We start from the raw sequence: 19,334 nt of genomic DNA, 5'->3' as shown, positions 1-19,334 counted from the left end.
GCCTTCGCCAGGTTGGTCCGCGTCAACCTCATGCATCGAAAGCCAATTGCCCACCTGCTCAACCCACTGCCAGGGCCAAGTCTCAATAACTCCCAATTGACCCTTCAATGCATCTGAATCTAAACCGGACAGCCGTGGGCCAAGCCCGGCCATGACGAGGATGTTTTCTGGCGGGCGGGGAGCGCCGGCTAGGTGGCGTAGTCCGGCTCCTCGCGGTCGAGGATGCGGCGCCAGGCTGCGAGGTGCAAATCGGAGTCGAACAGCTGGCGGAGCGGGCCGTAATAATTGCGGCGCAAGGAGTCGTCGAGACGGCGGAGCTTTTTGCCGGTCTTGGCCGCGAGCTGCAGGGCCATCAGCTGGTACTGAGCCTGGCGCTCGAGGCAATAGAGCTCATCGAAGGCATCGGCGATCGACGGGCCGGAGACGGCAAGCCCGTGGCTATGCAAGAGCATGCTGGCCGCCTTATCGCCGAGAGCGGCGGCGATCCTGTCCCCGAGATCATCGTCGATCTTTCCCTGGCTGCGCTCGCTGCCATCGACCATGCGGTCGAGGAGCACGAGATCGCCATAGTGGGCGAGCTCGAGCCGGCCGTCCTCGATCAGCGACAAGGCCGTGGTCCAGCGCGCATGCACATGCAGGACCGCGGTGGCGCGGGGCGCCTTGGCGTGGATGCGGCCATGCATGCGCATCTCGACCGGCCGCGGCTCGCGCCGCCCCCTGACCTTGCCCCCGTCGAGATCGCAGACGATCAGATCCGAGGCGCGGATCTCCGGGAACATCAGGCCGCGGGGATTGACGAGAAAATGCCCAGGCTCGTCCGGCAGCATCACCGAGTTGTGGTTGGCGATCTGCTCGTTGAAGCCGAGCCTGGCGAAGACCCGGAAGGTGGCGGCGAGATCGGTGCGGAGCTGCCACTCGCCGGGGCTGATGCCGATCATCGCTGCACCTCCTCGCTGCCGTCAGCTCGCGTAGTCCGGCTCCTCGCGATCGAGGATGCGGCGCCAGGCATCGAGATGCATACGGGCGTCGACCCGGTTCTCCCACGGTCCGTTGTAGTTGCGCCGGAGCGCCTCGTCCTGACGCCGCAAGGGGCGGCCGATCTGCATGGCGGTCACCTGATACATGGCGTTGCGCTCGACGCAATAGAGCTCGTCGAAGGCGCCATGGACCGTCTGGCCGACCACGGTCACGCCGTGGCTCGCCATGATCAGGATGGTCTTGGCTCCCAAGAGTGAGGCGATGCGGTCGCCTTCCTCGTTGTCATGGACCGGCCCGTTGTTGACGTCGTCATAGGCGATGCGGTCGTTCAGGAGCAGATTGGCCTGGTGCGCCAGCTCGAGCCGGCCGCCTTCGACGAGGGACAGCGCGGTCGTGTAGATCGGATGCACATGCAAGACGCAGCGCGCCTGGGGGTGCTTCAGATGGATGCGCGCGTGAATGTGAAACGCGACCTTACGCAGCTCGCCCTTGCCGGCCAGCACCTTGCCGTCGAGATCGCAGGTGATGAGGTCGGAGGCGCGCAGCTCCTGGAACAGCATGCCGCGCGGGTTGATGAGGAAGCGGCTGGCCGAGCCCGGGAGCATCAGCGAGTTATGGTTGCCGATCTGGTCGTTCATCTCCAGCCGCGCGCAGACCCGGAAGACCGCCGCCATGTCGCAGCGGAGCTGCCACTCTTCGGCATCGGCGCGGGCGGACGTCTCAGGGTTGACCTGTCTCAGCACGGTCATCGTCGGCTCCTTTCAGCCTCGGTCGGTGGCGAGATGGAAGAGGCAGTCGCCGCGCTCGACGCGGCCGGGCACGCGCTTGCAGATGACCATGCCGTCATGGGCGAAATGCGCCATGACCGGTGAGCGCAGGGGATTGTCGACGAACTGCACCGCGCCCGCCGGCTGGCCCTTCTTCACTGTGGCACCCAGATCGACATAGGGCTCAAACAGGCCGGGCTCGGGCGCATAGACGTAATAGTCGATGCCGCCCACCTCCATGATCCGTGTCTTCGGCCGCTCGCGGCTGAGCTGGGTCGGCTTCAGGATGCCGAGATGCTCGAGGATGCGCTGCACTCCCGCCTCGCAGATGCGCGTCGACTCCACGCCCACCATGCCGGCGCCGCCGACCTCCGTTCCCATCACCAGCGCGCCCTGGCGCTCGCCGGCCGACGTGCTGGTGCGGTCCTCGCCCATGCCCTGGACCACGTAGCCGATCGGCGCCCCGAATACCTCCAGCAATTCCAGCTGCTTGGCCGAGCGCTTGCGATCGGGACCGATCTTGGTGAGCGCGCTCGGGATGTAGATGAGGCTGGAGCCGCCGGAATGCAGATCGATCACCACATCGGCCAACGGCATCAGCACCGTCTCGATGAAATGCGAGATCATCCAGGTTGGGGTGCCGTCGCGGTCGCCGGGGAAGCTGCGGTTGAGGTTGCTTCTTGATGACCGCGATCGGCATCGCCAGATGGCCATAGGCCGAGCGGTGCACCGAATGGGGCAGGCGCAGATAGCCCACCTGCTTGCCGTCGCGCTCGAAATCGATGTCGGTCGCGATCCGCGAGCTGTTGGAAGCACGGTTCTTCTTCTTGATGAGCGGCATAGGCTGGACTCTCCGGGGTTAGCAAGAGTGGGGGACATGGTTCTGCATCGAAGGCGGTCGCGTGCGCCAGATCGGTTGGATGGGGTCCGTCATCCCTGCTGCACCTTCATGCGGGGATCGAGAACGTCGCGGAGCCCGTCGCCCAAGAGATTGAGGCCGAGCACGGTCATGGCGATGGCAAGACCGGGGAAGAGCGTAATCCAGGGTGCTTCGCGGATATAGTCCTTGCCTTCGGCGATGACGTTGCCCCAGCTCGGCGCCGGCGGCGGCGGACCCACGCCGAGGAAGCTCAGGACCGCCTCGGCGATGACCGCGTAGGCGAAGACGAAGGTGAGCTGCACGATCAGCGGGGCAAGGCAGTTCGGCAGGATGTGGCGCCAAAGGATGCGGTGGTGGCTGGCGCCGACGGAGCGGGCCGCCTCGACGAAGTCCATCTCGCGCACGACCAGCACCGAGGCCCGCGCGATGCGCGCCGTGCGCGGCGTATAGACCGCCGACAACGCGATCACCACGTTGAGGGCCGATGGTCCGAGCGCGGCGGCGATCGCCAGGGCCAGCATGATCGCCGGGAACGCCATCAGCGCGTCCATGGCGCGCATGACCAGATTGTCCAAGCGCCGGAAATAGCCTGCGACCGTGCCGGCAAGCGTACCGAAGAGCGCCGTCAGGCTGACGGTGGCGAGCCCGATCTCCAGAGACAGGCGCGCGCCGAAGACCAGGCGCGAGAAGATGTCGCGGCCGAAATTGTCGGTGCCGAACCAGTTCAAGGCGCTCGGCGGCTTGAAGCGGTTGCGGGCGCGCATCTCGACGGGATCGTGGGTCGCGAGAAGCTCGGCCAGGAGTGCGATCAGCGCCACGGCCACGAACAGCACCGCGCCGGTCATGAACAGCCGGTGCGTCAGCAGGCGCCGGAGAATGCCCTGCGCGCCGCGCTTGCGACCAAGCGGCTTGTCGATGCCGAGCTCGGCCGTGGCGGCCTCAGTCATAGCGCACCCGGGGATCGAGCCAGGCGTAGAGCACGTCCACGACGAGGTTGAGGAAGACGAACATGACGGCGGTCACCAGGAGCCCGCCTTGGATGACCGGGTAGTCGCGGCTGAAGATCGAGGTGGCGATGAGGCGGCCCAAGCCGGGAAGCGAGTAGACGGTCTCGATCACCACCGAGCCCGAGAGCAGGAGGCTGAAGGTGATGCCGATCACAGTGGTGACCGGAACCAGCACGTTCTTGGTCGCATGCTTGCCGATCACCACCCTTTCCGGCAGGCCCTTGGCCTTGGCGGTGCGGATATAGTCCTGCCGCAGCACCTCCAGCATGGTCGAGCGGGTGATGCGGGCGAGCAGCCCCACTTGCAGGAGCGCCAGCGACAAGGACGGCAGGATTAGGCTCTTGAACCAGCCGACGGGATCGAGGCTGATCGGCACATAGCCGCCGGCGGGCAAGAGATCGAGGCTGACGGAAAACAGCGCGATCAGCATCAGGCCCAGCCAGAAATTCGGCAGCGAGACGCCGAGCAGCGCCAGGGTCATCGCCGCCTGGTCGATCCAGGTGTTCTGCCGCATGGCTGCGATCATGCCGATGGGAATGCCGAGAGCGAGGGTGAGCGCAAAGGAGAAGAGCGCCAGCGCCAGGGTCACCGGTACCCGCTCGGCGATCGCCTGGGCGACCGAGCGACCCAGGAGGATCGAGCGGCCGAGATCGCCCCGGAGGAGCCCGCCATACCAGCCGGCGAGCTGCAAGGCGAAGGGCTGGTCGAGACCGAGCTGATGGCGCATCTGATCGAGCTCGGTCTTGGTGGCCGAGGGTCCCGCCATCACCGCGGCCGGATCGCCCGGAACGAGCTGCATGATCGAAAAGGAGATCAACGTCACCAGCACGACCACCGGCACCGAGCTCACCAGCCGCTGGATGATGTAGCGGATCATGCCGGCCGCGCCGCCACAACCACGGCATCGTCGCCGCTAAGGCGCTGCTCGGACCGCCCCCACCCCAACCCTCCCCCACAGGTGTGGGGGAGGGAGTCGGAGGGCAATCCGGCTCCCTCCCTCGCCGTCGTCGGCGGGGGAGGGTTGGGGTGGGGGCTCATTGTCGGTGGTGCGAGTCGAGATCAACCCTCAGCCGGCCGTCTCACGCCGCGGCCTTGTCCTTGCCGGCGGCGGCGCGGGCGGCGGCGATGGCGCCGTCGATCTCGGCTTCGCTCGAGGACCAGGCAGCAACCATGCGGACTTGACTGCCCCCGCGGCGGCCGAGACCGATGCCGGCCGCCTCCATGCCGGCGATGACCGCTTCCGGCATGCTCAGGAACACCTGATTGATCTCGACCGGCTCTTCGAGGCCGACACCCGGCACGGCGGCGAGACCATTGCCGAGGCGGGCACCCATGGCGTTGGCGTGCGCCGCGTTCTTGAGCCAGAGGCCGTTATTGACATAGGCCAAGAGCTGGGCCGAGGCGTAGCGCATCTTCGAATAGACCTGCCCCGCGCGGCGCTGCCGGTAGCGCATCTCCTCGGCCATGTCCTGACGGAAGCAGATGACGGCATCGACGCCGAGCGCGCCGTTCTTGGTGAGCCCGAAGGAGAGCACGTCGACGCCGAGGCGCCAGGTCGCCTCCGCCGGCTTCACTTTGAGCCGGGCGACGGCGTTGGCGAAGCGCGCGCCATCCATATGGATCTTGAGCCCGTGACGCTTGGCGATTTCGGTCAAGCGGCCGATCTCATCGAGGCTGTAGACGGTGCCGCGCTCGGTTGCTTGGGTGAGGCTGAGCCCGGCCGGCTGCACCCGGTGCGCCAAGCCCTTGCCGGCCTTGGCGAGCGCCTCGGTGAGCCCGTCCGGCTGCATGCGGCCGCGCTCGGAAGGCACGAGCACAATCTTGGCGCCGCCGGTGAAGAACTCGGTGGCGCCACATTCGGCGACGTCGATATGGGCGGTCGTGCTCGCATAGACCGCGCCATAGGGTGGGGTCAGCACTGAGGTGGCAAGCGCGTTCGCCGCCGTTCCGGTCGAGACCGGAAACACCCAGACCTCGTGCTCAAAGAGCTCGGCCAGAGCCGCCTTTGCGCGTGTGGTCAGCGCGTCGGCGCCGTAGGGCTGCGCCTGGCCTTTGTTCGCCTCGACGAGGGCGGCCATGATTTCGGGCGCGATGCCGGAGACATTGTCGGAGTAGAGATTGACGGGCGTGGTCATGATCGGTCTTTCGGATGGAAGGAGGCTATTCGGCGGCGGCGCGGCGGTCGCCGGAGACGAGGGTCCGCCACTCCGCGTGGTCCCGGGTTCGAGCATAGGCGACGTCGAAATAGCGCTGCTGCACCGCACGGGTGATCGCTCCGGGCTTGCCCGATCCGAGCGCCAGCCGATCGACCGAGACGACCGGCATCACCTCGTAGCCGGTGCCGCACCAGAAGGCCTCGCTGGCGGCATAGATCTCGCTGCGATCGATGGTGCGCTCCACCACCTTGAGGCCGAGATCCTTGGCCGCGAGCTCGATCACGGTGGCGCGAGTGATGCTTTCGAGGATGTCGCTGGCCACATCCGGGGTGTAGAGCACGCCGTCGCGCACCATGAAGAAGCAGGCTCCGGAACCCTCCGACAGCTTGCCGCTGCCGGTCAGGATGAGCACGCCGTCATAGCCGTTGCGCTTGGCCTCCATCTCGGCCGCGCGGTTGTTGACGTAGTTCGCCGTGCACTTGACCCGGGGCGGCAGGGCGTTGTCGGCGATGCGCGTATAGGAGGAGACGGCGACGTGCGCGCCGCTTTCCAGCTTGGGTGAGGGCGTGCGCGGCACCGCGCCGCAGACGAGCCCGACCGGGCCGCAGCCGACGAGCTCGTCGTCGCTATCGATATAGGCGATCATCCGGATGTGCACATTACCGCGGACCTTGTTGGCGCGGACCATGCGCATGAGGCAGTCGGCCATGTGCTCGACCGAGAAGATCTCGTCGTAGCGCATGACCCGCATGCCGAAGCGCAGCCGTTCCAGATGCTCGGGCAGGCGAAAGATGGCGAGCTCCTCCGCCTGGTCGTTCCAATAGCCGCGGATGCCCTCGAAGACGCCGGCGCCGTACTTGACCGCGCCGGAGAAGGCGTGAATCTTGCAGTCCTCATAGTCGACGATCTCGCCATTGAGGCACATCTTGGGCAGGGTCGGCATGCTCCGGCGCTCCGATTTTCGGATAGGGAAATTCGTTGCTGCGGGTAAACTAGGTGGGGATCATGGCGCGGCGACGGCGCCATGGCAACCGCTCTTGGCGAGCGTCTCTCGCCAGGGCTAAGTCGGCTCAGTGCACCGTGGTGGGGTGCTCATCGTCCTCGTCGCCCATGGCACCTGCGAGCGGCGTTGCCTGGTGGTGCACGAAGCGCCAGGTGGTGTCCTGCTTGATGAGCACGTTGGTCGCGACCAGCGCTTGATCGCCGACGATCTCGTGGCAGAGCACCATGGCGGTTTCGCCCACGAACAACACGGCCTCGTCCTGGCAGTGAATGCGCGGCGACTGGCGGTTCGCCAGGATGCCGCGCCAGCTGTCGATGATGTCGTTGCGCGACGTCAGCGCATCCCAGCCGGGATGGACGCAGGCGACCGGAATGTTGTCGGCCCAAAGCCGCTCCATGGCCGGCAGGTCGCGCTCGCGGAAGGCGCGGTAGAATTCCCGGTTGGACGCGAGCACGGACTCGACTTCCTTCGCTTCGCCGGGGACGCGTTCGCGGGTGGTGCGGCTGGTGCGAGTCGACAAGGCTAAGCTCCTCCGGGCGCGTGCACGTCCATTGTATCATCCGCGACCGTGATGCAAGGCTGGCGAATTGCGATGCGTCCCCTTGCCCCCCGACGCTGTCCGGCCGCCGGCATCGAGCGCCGCGAGGGTGGCGAGGAGTGAAGCCGGTGCCCGAGCGGGCAAGGGTCAGCCGAGCTGCGCTGCTTCAAGTTGACGACCGCGGCCGGATCGTGTCCTTGATCGGGCGCAAGCTCTTGATCCAGCTCGACATTGTTCCGACGTCCGGGGGCAACCGGGCACGGCGCGCCGGCTGACGGCTCGATGACATTTGGTCGCGGCGGCCGTCCTCGCCGCACGCTTGGCGGCACGGTGTCGGAGAGGGCAGAATGACGAGACCCACCGACCCAGCCCGTCCGGAGACCAGGAATGACCCAGCTCGCCAATCAGCGCATCGCCTACTTCAACGGCAAGTTTCTGCCTGAATCGGAAGTGCGCGTGAGCTTCCGCGATCGCGGATTCAAATATGGCGATGCGGTGTTCGACATGACCCGCAGCTTCGGTCATCGCATCTTCAAGCTGAAGGAGCACATGGACCGCTTCTACCGCTCGCTCAAATATGTGCGGATCGATCCCGGCCTGTCGCCGGCCGAAATGATCCGGCTGAGCGAGGAGACGTTCGAGCGCAACCGGCACCTGCTCGACAAGGACGGCGACTATTGGCTGGGCCAGCGGGTCTCGCGCGGCATCGCCGACTCGGTCGCCGGCGAGTCGAGCGACGAGGGCCCGACCGTCATCATCGAATGCACGCCCCTGCCCTTGAAGCAGCGGGCGCATTACTATCGCGACGGCATCGACGTGGTGGTGCCTTCGGTCCGCCGGGTCGGGCCGGAATCATTGAGCCCGCGGGCCAAGACCCACAATTATCTCAACATGATCGTGGGCGAGCACGAAGCGAAGGCGATCAATCCCGACGCCTGGGCGGTGCTGCTCGACGTCAACGGCAATCTGGCCGAGGGCATCGGCTCCAACATCTTCGTCGTGCGCGAGGGCGTGGTCTATACGCCCCAGGAGCGCTATGTGCTCCCCGGCGTCAGCCGCCAGACTGCGATCGATATGGCCAAGAAGCTGAAGATCGAGGTGGTGGAGAAGGACATCGACCTCTTCGATGCCTATGTGGCCGAAGAGGCCTTCATCACCTCCACCAGCTTCTGCATCTGCCCGGTGCGCTCCTTCAACGGCAACCGCATGACCAATCATCAGATGCCCGGACCGGTCACCAAGCGGCTGATCGACGCCTATGTCGAGTTCGTCAAGTTCGACTGGTACAAGCAGTATCTGAAGCATCTCTAGAGCGTCCCATGGACTATGTGCGTCTCGGCAAGACCGGGCTCAAAGTCTCGCGGCTCTGCCTCGGCACCATGACCTTCGGCTCGCCAAGCTGGCGCAACTGGGTCATGGACGAGGCGGCCGCGCGGCCGCTCCTGAAGGCGGCGGTCGAAGTGGGCATCACCTTCTTCGACACCGCCGACGTCTACTCCATCGGCGAGAGCGAGATCGTGGTCGGCAACGCGCTCCGCGACTTCGCCAAGCGCGACCAGATCGTGCTGGCGACCAAGGTCAACGGCGCCATGGGCGAGGGGCCCAATGACCGCGGGCTCTCGCGCAAGCACATTTTGGACTCGATCGATGCGTCGCTCCGGCGGCTGCGCACCGACTATGTCGACCTCTACCAGATCCATCGCTGGGACAAGGAGACGCCGATCGAGGAGACCTTGGAGGCCCTCAACGACGTGGTGCGCGCGGGCAAGGCCCGCTACATCGGCGCCTCCAGCATGTATGCCTGGCAGTTCGCCAAGGCGCTGCACACCTCCGAAACGCAAGGCTATGCGCGCTTCGTCTCCATGCAGAACCACTACAACCTCGTCTACCGGGAAGAGGAGCGGGAGATGATTCCGCTCTGCCTGGACGAAGGTGTGGGCCTCATTCCCTGGAGCCCGCTCGCCCGCGGCTTCCTCGCCGGCAACCGCCGCCGCCAGGACAAGGGCGAGACCGCGCGCGCTAAATCGGACGAGTTCGCCCACAACCTCTATTACAAAGACAGCGACTTCAAAGTGGTCGACAAGGTGGTCGAGATCGCCCGTGGGCGCGGCGTGAAGCCGATCCAGGTGGCGCTCGCCTGGATCTTGGCAAAGCCCGGTGTCACCGCGCCCATCGTCGGGGTGAGCCGGCAGGAGCAGCTGGGCGAGCTGGTGGGCGCGCTCCAGGTCAAGCTCACGGGCGAGGAGTTGAAGGCGCTGGAGGCACCCTACGAGCCGCATCCCGTGCTGGGCCATAGCTGAGGCGCGGGAGGCGAGCCGGAAGAGGGCCGGGACCATGGCGCCCCATCCTTGGGAAGCCTCCTATCCCCCGGGCCGCGATTGGCACGCCGAGATCGCCGCATTCTGGATCGACGAGGTCATCGACCGATCGGCCGCGCGCTGGCCAGAGCGCACGCTCATCGATTTCTACGACCGGCGCTTCAGCCATCGCGACATGTTGGACCTCTCAGGCCGGGCGGCGCGGGGGCTGCAGGAGCTGGGTGTCACCTCGGGAACCCATGTCGGCCTGCATCTTGCCAATGTGCCGCATTATGTCGCGCTGTTTTTCGGCGTGCTCAAGGCCGGCGGCCGCGTCGTCAACTACTCGCCGCTCTATGCCGAGCGCGAGATCCTGCGGCAGATCGAGGATTCCGAGACCGATATCCTGATCACGCTTGATTGGCAGTCGCTCTATCCCAAGGTGGCGGCGCTGGCGGGAATGAGCCGGCTGAAGGCGATCGTCGTCTGCTCGCTCTCCGACTTTCTCGCCGAGGACGCGGCTTCCGGCTTCAAGATCCCGCAAGCGGAGATCGGCGCCTCCGGCGCCGGATCGGTCCAGCTCATCCGCTTCCGCGACCTCATCGCCAATGACGGCGCCTATCGGCGGATGCCGCGCGGGGCCCCCGGCGAGGAGGTGGCGGTTCTGCAATACACCGGCGGCACCACTGGCGTGCCCAAGGGCGCCATGCTGACCCATGCCAATCTCAGCGCCGCCATCGACCAGAGCCGCATCTGGGTCGCCGACGTGATCCAGCCCGGAGCCGAACGGGCCTTGGCCGTGCTGCCGTTCTTCCATGTCTATGGTTTGGCGATCATCATGCTGCGCGGCGTGTGGCTGGGCTTCGAGCTGGTGCTGCATCTCCGCTTCGATGTCGAAAAGGTGCTGGCCGACATTGCCGGCAAGCGCATCAGCCTATTCTCCGGCGTGCCCACCATGTACACCGCCATGGTGCAGCATCCGGGCTTCCGATCCTTCGATCTTTCCTCGCTCAAGCTCTGCTCCAGCGGCGGGGCGCCGATGCCGGTCGAGATCCTCGGCCGCTTCGAGGCCGCGACCGGCTGCATCCTCAGCGAAGGCTATGGTCTGACCGAGACCGCACCCACCGGCAGCAGCACGCCGCCGACGCGGGCCAAGCGCGCCGGCACGGTGGGCGTGCCGATGCCGGGCACGGTCATCGAGATCCGCGACCTCGAGACCGGCACCACGGCGCTGCCGCCCGACAGCTTGGGCGAGGTCTCGATCAAAGGCCCGCAGGTGATGAAGGGCTATTGGAAGCGCCCGGAGGAGACCGCGAGCGTGCTCAAGGACGGCTGGTTCATGACCGGCGATATCGGCCGCATGAGCGCCGACGGCACGCTGACCCTCATCGAGCGCAAGAAGGACATGATCATCTCCGGCGGCTTCAACGTCTATCCGCGCATGATCGAGGAAGCGATCTACGAGCACGAATCGGTGGCGGAGGTGATCGTCATCGGCATTCCCGACGACTATCGCGGCCAATCGGCCAAGGCCTTCGTCCGATTGAAGTCCGGGACGTCGCTCGGCTTGGATGAGCTCAACCTCTTCCTCGCCGACAAGCTCGGACGCCACGAGCTTCCGAGCGCGCTCGAGATCCGCCAATCCTTGCCCCGCACCGCCGTCGGCAAGCTCTCGCGCAAGGAGCTGGTCGCCGAGGAATCGGCGAAGCGGCAGGCAATGAAGCCGGTGGTCAGCTCATGACCCTCACCCTCCCACGACGACGTGGGCCTCTCCCTCTCCCGCGGTGCGGGAGAGGGTGCCGAGCGTAAGCGAGGCGGGTGAGGGTCGTGTCCCGCGCCGCGCGCCTTCTCGATCTGATCCAGGCGCTGCGCCGCCGCCGTCGGCCGGTGACGGCGGCGCGGCTGGCCGAGGAGCTCGGCGTCTCCGAGCGCACGATCTACCGCGACGTCGCCACGCTGATTGCCCAGGGAGCCTCGATCGAGGGCGAGGCGGGCTTGGGCTATGTGCTCAAGCCCGGCTTCCTATTGCCACCCTTGATGTTCGGGGATGACGAGATCGAGTCCCTGGTGCTGGGCCTGCGCTGGGTCATGGAGCAGGGCGATCGCCCGCTCGCGGCCGCCGCGGAGGATGCGCTTGCCAAGATCGGCTCGGTGCTGCCGGAGGGAATTCGCGACAAGCTCGGCGATGCGGGTCTGCTGGCCGGGCCGGGCGAGCCGAAAGCAGCCGATCTGGTCGATCTCTCCGAGCTCCGCCGTGCCATCCGCTGCGAGCGCAAGCTTCGCATCTTCTATGCCGACGGCGAAGGCCGCCGGACCGAGAGGATGATTTGGCCGATTGCGCTCGCCTTCTTCGAGCGGGTGCGCGTCGTCGCCGCTTGGTGCGAGCTGAGGCAGGGCTTCCGGCATTTCCGCACCGACCGGATCAGCGCGGCGACCGCCTCCGCGCTCCGCTATCCGCGCCGGCGCCAGGCGCTGATGAAGGAATGGCGGGCGCTGCAGGGGATCCTCTCGGAGTGAGCGCCTTCGCTCCTGACAGAAACTGACGGGGACACGGCGTAGGAAGGGCTCGTTCAACCATCCTGGAGACGCGCCATGCCGGATCCCAACTTCGTCATCCTCTATGTCGACAATCCGCCCGCGAGCGCCCGCTTCTACGCCGAGATTCTGGGCAAGACCCCGCTCGAAGCCTCTCCGACCTTCGCCCGCTTCCAGCTCGCCTCGGGGGTGATGCTGGGCCTGTGGTCGCGGCATACCGTCGAACCGGCCGCGGCCGCGATGAGTGCTGCCGGCGAGCTTGCCTTCGCCGTCGACGACGAAGAGTCCGTAGGCGCCGTCTATGCCGATTGGGGCAAGCGCGGCCTCCGGGTAGCGCAGACTCCCACGCGCATGGATTTCGGCTTCACCTTCCTCGCCCTCGACCCCGACGGCCACCGGCTTCGGGTATTCGCTCCGGCTAAACCGTGAGCCGCCGCCGATGAACGGCAACTGGATCGCCGTCGCCTCGGCCGATCATGTCCGCCGCGGGGTGGCACTCGGCATCATGCAGGTCTGTCACGGCAAGGCCGCGCCCCTGAAGCGCCTGATGCCGGGTGACCGCGTCGCCTATTACTCGCCGAGAACGGAAATGCGTAAGGGCGAAGCACTTCGGTGCTTCACCGCGCTCGGCGTCGTCGCCGATGGCGAAGTCCATCAGGCGGACATGGGTGGCGGCTTCCGGCCGTTCCGTCGCCGGGTGCGCTATCTGGAAGCGCGCCCGGCACCGGTCGAGACGCTGCTGGCGCTGCCGGGCTTTGCGCTTTCCGGCGCCGCCTGGGGCGCGCGCCTTCGCTTCGGCCTTGTTGGCATCGACGAGGCGAGCATGGACCGGATCGCAGAGGCGATGGGCATCAAACCCGGCGATGGCAAGAGCAAGATCAACCGCAGAGAACGCAGAGAAATCGCAGAGAGCGCGGAGGTGACATAGCGCTTCCCCGTGAACGCTCGGTCCTTGCTCTGCGCCCTCAGCGCTGCTCGGCGGACTCTGCGGTTTACTCTTCCGCTTGTTCGTCGTGCCGAGCAGAGATTCGGCGAATAGGTGTCAGTCCGCCGCCTGCGAGGCGGCGTAGGGGTAGGGATATTTCGCGTGGAAGGCGCGCACGCCCGTCTCGAACAACCGGTAGACCATCGGCTCGAAGGCTTCGATCGGCAGCCAGTCATAGCTGCCGTCGAAGCAGTCCATGTCGTAGCGCTCGCAGAAGCGCATGGCGGCCTGGAAATGCGGATGGCCGCGGAACTTCTCCACCGCCTTGGTGTCGAATTTCGAGTGATCGCGGAAGGAGAGCTGGAAGATCTGGTGGTTGGCGACGACCCAATGCAGCTCCTCGGAGACGTAGTGGCGGAGCACATCGCCGGCGATCTTGTCATGGCTGTAGGGATTGAGGTCCTGGCCGACGTCGTGCAGCAGGGCGGCCACCACGTATTCCTCGCTCTCCCCGGCGCGGAGCGCCTTGGTCGCGCATTCCAGCGTGTGCTCGTAGTTGTTCACCTGCCAGCCATGCTTGTCGGCATCCTTCTGGCTCTTCAGGAGCTGGATCGCGCGGCGGCCGGCATCGCCCAGCATCTGCTGGCGCCCGAGCCTGGTGGCGAGCTCCCAATCCTCGGCCGTGGCATCGCGAAAGCTGGTCGCCTTGATCGTCTGCATGAATGGCTCTCCGGCCGCGGATTTCCGATAGGAAAAGCTTAACGACGGGAGCGGGACCTGACCAGCCCTCAGTCGTCCAGCCCTCAGTCGTCCAGCCCCGACAGGCCCTTGCGGTGCGGCAGCGCTTTGGCGCCGGCGATGCGGAAGAGCACCATGCCGGGCCAAACGAGGCGCCCGTTGGGGCGCCGGGAAAAGAGGATCCCCGACGTCCTGGCCTTGACCGGGACGCGGGCCTTGCGCGTGTCCGGGTTCAAGGGATCGATCACCTCGCAGACGGTCTCGCCGGCTCTGACCTTGGCGCCCGCCGGCTTGCGAAAGGTCAGCATGCCATGGGCCGGCGCATAGCCCACATCCATGCCCGGCGTTGGCGTGGCCTGGGCCAGCAGCCGCGGCAGGGGGCCGGGGGATCCGGCGATCACGCCGCGGCGCTGCAGGAACTTGAAGAGATTGCGGGCGTCCGCCGCACCCAGCTCGTGGGTCACCTTGTGCTGCCCGCGAAACTCGACTGTGGCCGACAGGCAGGCGAGCGGAATGGCGGCCTTGGGGAAGCGCTCGGCCAGCTTCGGCCAGAGCGCGCTATTGGCGCCGGAGAAGGTCATGGTTTCCGGGTAGGGCACGTTGTAGACGGTGGCCGCGGCGCCGAGCTGGGCCGCGAGGTCGCGCGCACCCGGCCAATCCTTGCCGCTGATGAAGAGGTGCAGCACGCCTCCTTGATCGCAATGGAGATCGAGCACGATGTCGGCATCGATGGAATGCCGCATTAAGGCGCCCCGGAGCTGGCCCAGCTCGTTGGCGGGCTTGAGGGCGGCAAGGGTGGCGAGCGCCGCGGCGCGGATCGCGGCGGTGTTGGCGCGCGCGCTGCGGCCGAGCTTCTTGGCGACGCGCTCGGCCACCGCCTCGGCCAGGTCGGGGTAGTTGCGGTTGAAGTTCTCGCGGCCGAGGAAATCGTAGCGGCCGAGATGGATGTTGCCGACGAGCTGGGAGAGCCCGATCGGATTGGCGGTCGGCACCACCACGATCTCGCCCTTGATGCGCCGCTGCTTTGCCGCCTGATCCAGGAGCGGGATCAGATGATGGATCGCCATCACCCCCGGCAGCTCATTGGCATGGATGGCCGCCTGCAGATAGGCCTTGGGGCGGGCGCCGGGCCGGCCCCAACGGAAGACCGTGAGCCGCCGGCTTGTGCCGGGAGTCATGGAGACGAGCGAGACCTTGGCGACGCTACGGGGCATGGGGATGGTCCTTTGGGGCGTTTTCTGCGTGCGTGCATTCTGCCGATTTCGCTCGCCTTGACTAGTTGTTAGGCTCTGGCGCTCCGCCGCCCTCGTTCTGCCTCCCGCCGCAAGAGGACATCATCATCATGCAGCTCGTTCCCGCCGATCTTCTGCATCGGCAGATCACCCTCGTGCTCGCCTCCTGGGGCATGGATCAGGACCAGGTCGAGATCACCGCCAAGGTGATGGTCGACACCGATCTCCGCGGCGTCGACAGCCACGGCATCTCCATGGTCCCGGTCTATGCCGATTGGCTGAAGCGCGGCTGGCTGACGCTGCCGGCGCCGATCACGGTGGCGAGCGAGACGCCGGCGACCGCCGTCGTCGATGCCGGCCACGGTCTCGGCCACGCGCCTTCGGTCAAGGCGATGGAGCTCGCCATCGCCAAGGCGAAGGCGCTCGGGCTCGCCGCCGCGGTGGTGCGAAACTCGACCCATTACGGTGCTGCCGGCTACTATCCGCGTCTCGCCGCCGCCGCCGGCCTCATGGGCTGGTGCGTCACCAACGGCCAGAGCAAATGGGTGATGCCGACCTTCGGCGCCGAGCCCCGCTTCGGCACCAATCCCATTGCTTTTGCCGCACCGGCCAAGGCCGAGCCGCCCTTCGTGCTCGACATGGCGACGACCACGGTCGCCGTCGGCAAGATCCGCAACGCCGCGATCGAGCGTCGCGCCATCCCGGAAGGCTGGGCGACCGATGCTGCAGGCAAGCCCACCACCGACGGCCACATCGCCTACAATGGCGGCAGCGCCACGCCTCTGGGCGGCACGCCCGAGCGGAGCTCGCACAAGGGCTACGGGCTCGCGGTCATGGTCGAGATCCTCTCGGCCCTGCTCTCCGGCGGCACCGCCTGCCCCTTGAGCCCGAAGGTGGCGCCGGACGGTCACGGCCTCGACAATGGGCATTTCATGCTGGTGGTGGACCCGAAGGCGTTCCGCCCCGATGGCGGTTTTCCGGGCGAGCTCGACCGGCTCATGATCTCGCTCCGCGGCACGCGTCCGATCGATCCGAAGCAGCCGGTCTTGGTGGCCGGCGACAAAGAGGAAAAGTCGGCCACGGCCCGCGCCAAGACCGGCATCCCGGTCCCGCCCGGCCTCATGGCGGAAGTGAAGAAGACCTGCGAGGCGGCCGGCGCTAAGTTCCTGCTGGGCTAGGGTTCGGACCGGCGCATGCCCCCACCCCGTCGGTCCGCTTTGCGGCCCCGACCCCCCAACAAGTTGGGGGAGGGAGCAGAAGAGCATCCGGCTCCCTCCCTCGCCGTCAGGCGGGGGAGGGTCGGGGTGGGGGCATTTCTCTGCCAGCCAGGTGTCGCACCAGGTCTTGCGCGTGGCTCGGCAGCTCATCGACGCGGCGGACGCAGATCGTCAATTTGCGCAGCGCCCAGGCATCCGTGAGGCGCACGATCCTGAGCGCCATGATCTTGGCGCTGCGTTTGGCTGTGGTCTCCGGCACGACGCCGATGCCGACATTGCATTCCACCAGCCGGCATACCGCATCGAAGCTGCGAAGCTGCACCCGGAGCTTGAGGCGGCGACCCGCCCGGTCGGCGCGCTCGGCAAGGAAGCGCTGCAGCGCGCTCATGCGGTCGAGCCCGACGAAGTCGTGATCGAGCACATGGGCGAAGGCGACCCGGCGCGCCGATGCCAGCGCGTGGTCGGCGCCCACCACCAGAACGAAGCGGTCGACGCGGAAGGGAAAGACCTCAAGGCCGGCCATGTCGACGGTCTCCGCGACGATGCCGATATCGGCGGTGCCGGTCGCGACCGCGGCGACGATCTCGTCGCTGAGCCGCTCCTCCAGATCGATGTTCACCTGGGGATGCCGGGATAGGAAGCTGCTCAGCGCTTCCGGCAGGAATTCGGTCAGCGCGTTGGTGTTGGAGAGCAGGTGGATCTGTCCGCGCGAGCCCTCGGCATATTCCCTAAGCTCGCCCCGCATGCGCTCGGCTTGCTGCAGCATGATGCGCGCGTGCTGCAGGAGGGCGCGGCCGGCGGGAGTCGGCCTAACACCCTGGCGCCCGCGGGTGAGCAGCGCGACCCCGAGAACCTCCTCCATGCCGCGGATGCGGGTGCTGGCGGCGGCGATGGCCAAATGCGTGCGCTCGGCGCCCTCAGTGATGCTGCCGGCCTCGACCACGGTCACGAACAGCCGGAGATCGACCAGATCGAACCGCATCGTCGGCATGATCCTTCGTATTTCGCGAAACTACACTACGCCAGATACGGATTCCGTCGAAGCATATTTGGTTGCAGGGTTCGCCTAACGCGAAGGAAGGCCGATCATGCCCGATACCTATCCAGTCCAGCAGCACAGCCATGACGTGGTCGTCGTCGGCGCCGGCGGCGCCGGGCTGCGCACGACCCTGGGCGCCACCAGCGCCGGCCTCAAGACCGCCTGCATCAGCAAGGTCTTCCCCACCCGCAGCCACACCGCGGCCGCCCAGGGCGGCATTGGTGCCGCCTTGGGCAACATGGGCGAGGACGACTGGCGTTGGCACATGTACGACACCGTCAAGGGCTCCGATTGGCTGGGCGACCAGGACGCAATCGAATTCATGTGCCGCAACGCCGCTTCCGCCGTCCTCGAGCTGGAGGCGCTCGGCGTTCCCTTCACCCGCACCGAGGACGGCCGCATCTACCAGCGTCCGTTCGGCGGTCATACGCTGGAGTGGGGCAAGACCTTGGCCGAGCGCTCCTGCGCCGCCGCCGACCGCACCGGGCATGCGATCATCCACACGCTCTATCAGCAATGCCTGAAGCGCGGCGTCGACTTCTTCATCGAATATGTGGCGCTCGATCTGGTCATGGATGAGGGCGCGTGCCGGGGCATCGTCGCCTGGAACCCGGCCGACGGCACGCTCCACCTCTTCCGCGCTCAGGTGGTGGTGCTGGCGACCGGCGGCGGCGGGCGGATCTACTTCACCACCACCCAGGCCCATGCTTGCACCGGCGATGGTTATGCGATGGCGCTCCGGGCAGGTCTCGCGCTGCAGGACATGGAGTTCATCCAGTTCCACCCGACAGGGATCTACGGCGCCGGATGCCTCATCACCGAGGGTGCGCGAGGCGAGGGCGGCTATCTCACCAACGCCGAAGGCGAGCGCTTCATGGAGCGCTATGCGCCCAGGACCAAGGATCTGGCCTCGCGCGACGTGGTGAGCCGCGCCATGACCATCGAGGTCGCCGAGGGCCGCGGCTGCGGGGGGGAGAAGGACCACATCAACTTGCATCTCGAGCACCTCGATGCCGGGCTCTTGGAGGAACGGTTGCCGGGCATTTCCGAGACCGCGCGAATCTTCGCCGGGATCGAGGTGACGCGGACGCCGATCCCGGTCTTGCCGACGGCGCATTACAACATGGGCGGAATCCCGACGAACATCCGCGCCGAGGCGCTGGATCCGACGCCCGAAGATCCCGAGCGCGTGCTACCGGGGCTGATGGCGGTGGGCGAAGCGGCATCGGTATCGGTGCATGGCGCCAACCGGCTCGGCACCAACTCGCTGCTGGACCTCGTCGTCTTCGGCCGCGCCGCCGCCGATTGCTTGGCCGGGACCCTGACCCCCGGAGCGCGCCACGCGCCTTTGCCGCCGACGGCCTGCGATGCGGCCCTCCAGCGCTTCGAGCGCCTTCGCGCCGCCTCGGGCGGGACGAAGGCCGGTGCCATCCGCCTCTCGATGCAGCGAACCATGCAGGCGCATTGCGCCGTGTTCCGCACGGCATCGGTGCTGGAAGCGGGGATGAGCAAGCTGGTGGCGGTCAACGACGGGATCGCGGACTTGGCGCTTGCCGATCATGGGCTCATCTGGAACACCGATCTCATCGAGGCGCTGGAGCTTGACAACCTATTGGCGCAGGCGACCATCGTCCTGGCATCCGCCGCCGCTCGCACCGAGAGCCGCGGCGGCCATGCGCGCGAGGACTTCCCCCGGCGCGACGACGTGAATTGGCTGAAGCACACGCTTGCCTGGCGGGATTCGAGCGGCAACGTCAGCCTCGGCTGCCGGCCGGTGCATCTGGGCACGCTCTCGAACGAGGTGCAGAGCTTCCCGCCGGGCCAACGGATCTACTAAAGCCGGAACGATGCCCCCACCCTATCCCTCCCCCACCCAGCGGTGGCACGGGTGTCCGGGGAAAGTCATGCATAGCTGAAGGTTCCCTGGTTGGGGGAGGCGGTTGGTTGTCGGCGGTTGGGATTAAGCGGGGGCGGTTTGTCGATTTTGGCGAGGGGTTTGCGAACGAAGAGGCAGGAGCCGAC

General features: G+C 66.8%; 18 protein-coding genes and 1 pseudogene. 8 read left to right on the top strand and 11 right to left on the bottom strand.

The window, feature by feature from the left end; all coding sequences use genetic code 11:
- Window positions 1-188 precede the first annotated feature (188 nt).
- The 8 genes and pseudogenes from HY058_01220 to HY058_01185 form a co-directional block, all read right to left on the bottom strand.
- Window positions 189-938 (bottom strand): class II aldolase/adducin family protein, encoded by a 750-nt coding sequence (locus tag HY058_01220; protein MBI3495907.1) that lies wholly within the window; start codon window positions 936-938, stop codon window positions 189-191.
- 21 nt (window positions 939-959) lie between these two features.
- Entirely contained in the window at window positions 960-1,727 is a 768-nt protein-coding gene (locus HY058_01215; GenBank protein ID MBI3495906.1) for a class II aldolase/adducin family protein, read from the bottom strand.
- 12 nt (window positions 1,728-1,739) lie between these two features.
- Window positions 1,740-2,586: pseudogene (locus HY058_01210) on the bottom strand (succinylglutamate desuccinylase/aspartoacylase family protein).
- Between the two features lie 89 nt (window positions 2,587-2,675).
- Complete coding sequence (locus HY058_01205; protein ID MBI3495905.1) at window positions 2,676-3,572, bottom strand: ABC transporter permease; 897 nt, start codon at window positions 3,570-3,572, stop codon at window positions 2,676-2,678.
- Complete coding sequence (locus tag HY058_01200; GenBank protein MBI3495904.1) at window positions 3,565-4,509, bottom strand: ABC transporter permease; 945 nt, start codon at window positions 4,507-4,509, stop codon at window positions 3,565-3,567. The genes HY058_01205 and HY058_01200 overlap by 8 nt, the downstream gene beginning before the upstream one ends.
- A gap of 202 nt (window positions 4,510-4,711) precedes the next feature.
- Complete coding sequence (locus tag HY058_01195) at window positions 4,712-5,767, bottom strand: low specificity L-threonine aldolase (GenBank protein MBI3495903.1); 1,056 nt, start codon at window positions 5,765-5,767, stop codon at window positions 4,712-4,714.
- Between the two features lie 25 nt (window positions 5,768-5,792).
- Window positions 5,793-6,731 (bottom strand): branched-chain-amino-acid transaminase, encoded by a 939-nt coding sequence (gene ilvE / locus HY058_01190; GenBank protein MBI3495902.1) that lies wholly within the window; start codon window positions 6,729-6,731, stop codon window positions 5,793-5,795.
- Window positions 6,732-6,858: 127 nt separating this feature from the next.
- Window positions 6,859-7,311, bottom strand: a complete 453-nt coding sequence (locus HY058_01185; GenBank protein MBI3495901.1) for a nuclear transport factor 2 family protein — start codon at window positions 7,309-7,311, stop codon at window positions 6,859-6,861.
- A 405-nt stretch (window positions 7,312-7,716) separates the two neighbouring features.
- Between HY058_01185 and HY058_01180 the strand changes: the two genes are divergently transcribed.
- The 6 genes from HY058_01180 to HY058_01155 all read left to right on the top strand — a co-directional run bounded on the left by HY058_01180 (window position 7,717) and on the right by HY058_01155 (window position 13,089).
- A complete protein-coding gene (locus HY058_01180; protein ID MBI3495900.1) occupies window positions 7,717-8,640 on the top strand; it encodes an aminotransferase class IV in 924 nt (307 codons plus the stop codon).
- A gap of 8 nt (window positions 8,641-8,648) precedes the next feature.
- On the top strand, window positions 8,649-9,629 hold the full coding sequence (locus tag HY058_01175) for an aldo/keto reductase (protein MBI3495899.1): 981 nt from the start codon (window positions 8,649-8,651) through the stop codon (window positions 9,627-9,629).
- Window positions 9,630-9,663: 34 nt separating this feature from the next.
- On the top strand, window positions 9,664-11,367 hold the full coding sequence (locus tag HY058_01170; protein MBI3495898.1) for a long-chain fatty acid--CoA ligase: 1,704 nt from the start codon (window positions 9,664-9,666) through the stop codon (window positions 11,365-11,367).
- 86 nt (window positions 11,368-11,453) lie between these two features.
- Entirely contained in the window at window positions 11,454-12,143 is a 690-nt protein-coding gene (locus HY058_01165) for a YafY family transcriptional regulator (GenBank protein MBI3495897.1), read from the top strand.
- A 75-nt stretch (window positions 12,144-12,218) separates the two neighbouring features.
- The gene (locus tag HY058_01160; GenBank protein ID MBI3495896.1) at window positions 12,219-12,590 is read left to right on the top strand and encodes a VOC family protein; all 372 of its coding nucleotides are present in this window, start codon (window positions 12,219-12,221) and stop codon (window positions 12,588-12,590) included.
- Window positions 12,591-12,600: 10 nt separating this feature from the next.
- Entirely contained in the window at window positions 12,601-13,089 is a 489-nt protein-coding gene (locus tag HY058_01155) for an EVE domain-containing protein (protein MBI3495895.1), read from the top strand.
- Window positions 13,090-13,203: 114 nt separating this feature from the next.
- Here HY058_01155 and HY058_01150 read toward each other — a convergent pair whose 3' ends face one another.
- Window positions 13,204-13,806, bottom strand: coding sequence for an HD domain-containing protein (locus tag HY058_01150; GenBank protein MBI3495894.1), 603 nt, complete (start codon window positions 13,804-13,806; stop codon window positions 13,204-13,206).
- Window positions 13,807-13,889: 83 nt separating this feature from the next.
- Complete coding sequence (locus HY058_01145; GenBank protein MBI3495893.1) at window positions 13,890-15,038, bottom strand: succinylglutamate desuccinylase/aspartoacylase family protein; 1,149 nt, start codon at window positions 15,036-15,038, stop codon at window positions 13,890-13,892.
- A 128-nt stretch (window positions 15,039-15,166) separates the two neighbouring features.
- Here HY058_01145 and HY058_01140 point away from each other — a divergent pair, with 128 nt between their 5' ends.
- Entirely contained in the window at window positions 15,167-16,234 is a 1,068-nt protein-coding gene (locus tag HY058_01140) for an Ldh family oxidoreductase (GenBank protein ID MBI3495892.1), read from the top strand.
- Window positions 16,235-16,340: 106 nt separating this feature from the next.
- Here the strand turns inward: HY058_01140 and HY058_01135 are convergent, their stop codons facing one another.
- Window positions 16,341-17,255 (bottom strand): LysR family transcriptional regulator, encoded by a 915-nt coding sequence (locus HY058_01135; GenBank protein ID MBI3495891.1) that lies wholly within the window; start codon window positions 17,253-17,255, stop codon window positions 16,341-16,343.
- 106 nt (window positions 17,256-17,361) lie between these two features.
- Here HY058_01135 and HY058_01130 point away from each other — a divergent pair, with 106 nt between their 5' ends.
- Window positions 17,362-19,149, top strand: a complete 1,788-nt coding sequence (locus tag HY058_01130; protein MBI3495890.1) for a succinate dehydrogenase flavoprotein subunit — start codon at window positions 17,362-17,364, stop codon at window positions 19,147-19,149.
- The last annotated feature ends 185 nt before the right edge of the window (window positions 19,150-19,334 follow it).

This window comes from Pseudomonadota bacterium, from assembly GCA_016195085.1.
In the GTDB taxonomy this organism is placed as follows: Bacteria; Pseudomonadota; Alphaproteobacteria; order SHVZ01; family SHVZ01; genus JACQAG01.
The sequence above is the reverse complement of the archived record's forward strand: the minus strand, read 5'-3'. Positions and strand labels throughout refer to the sequence as shown.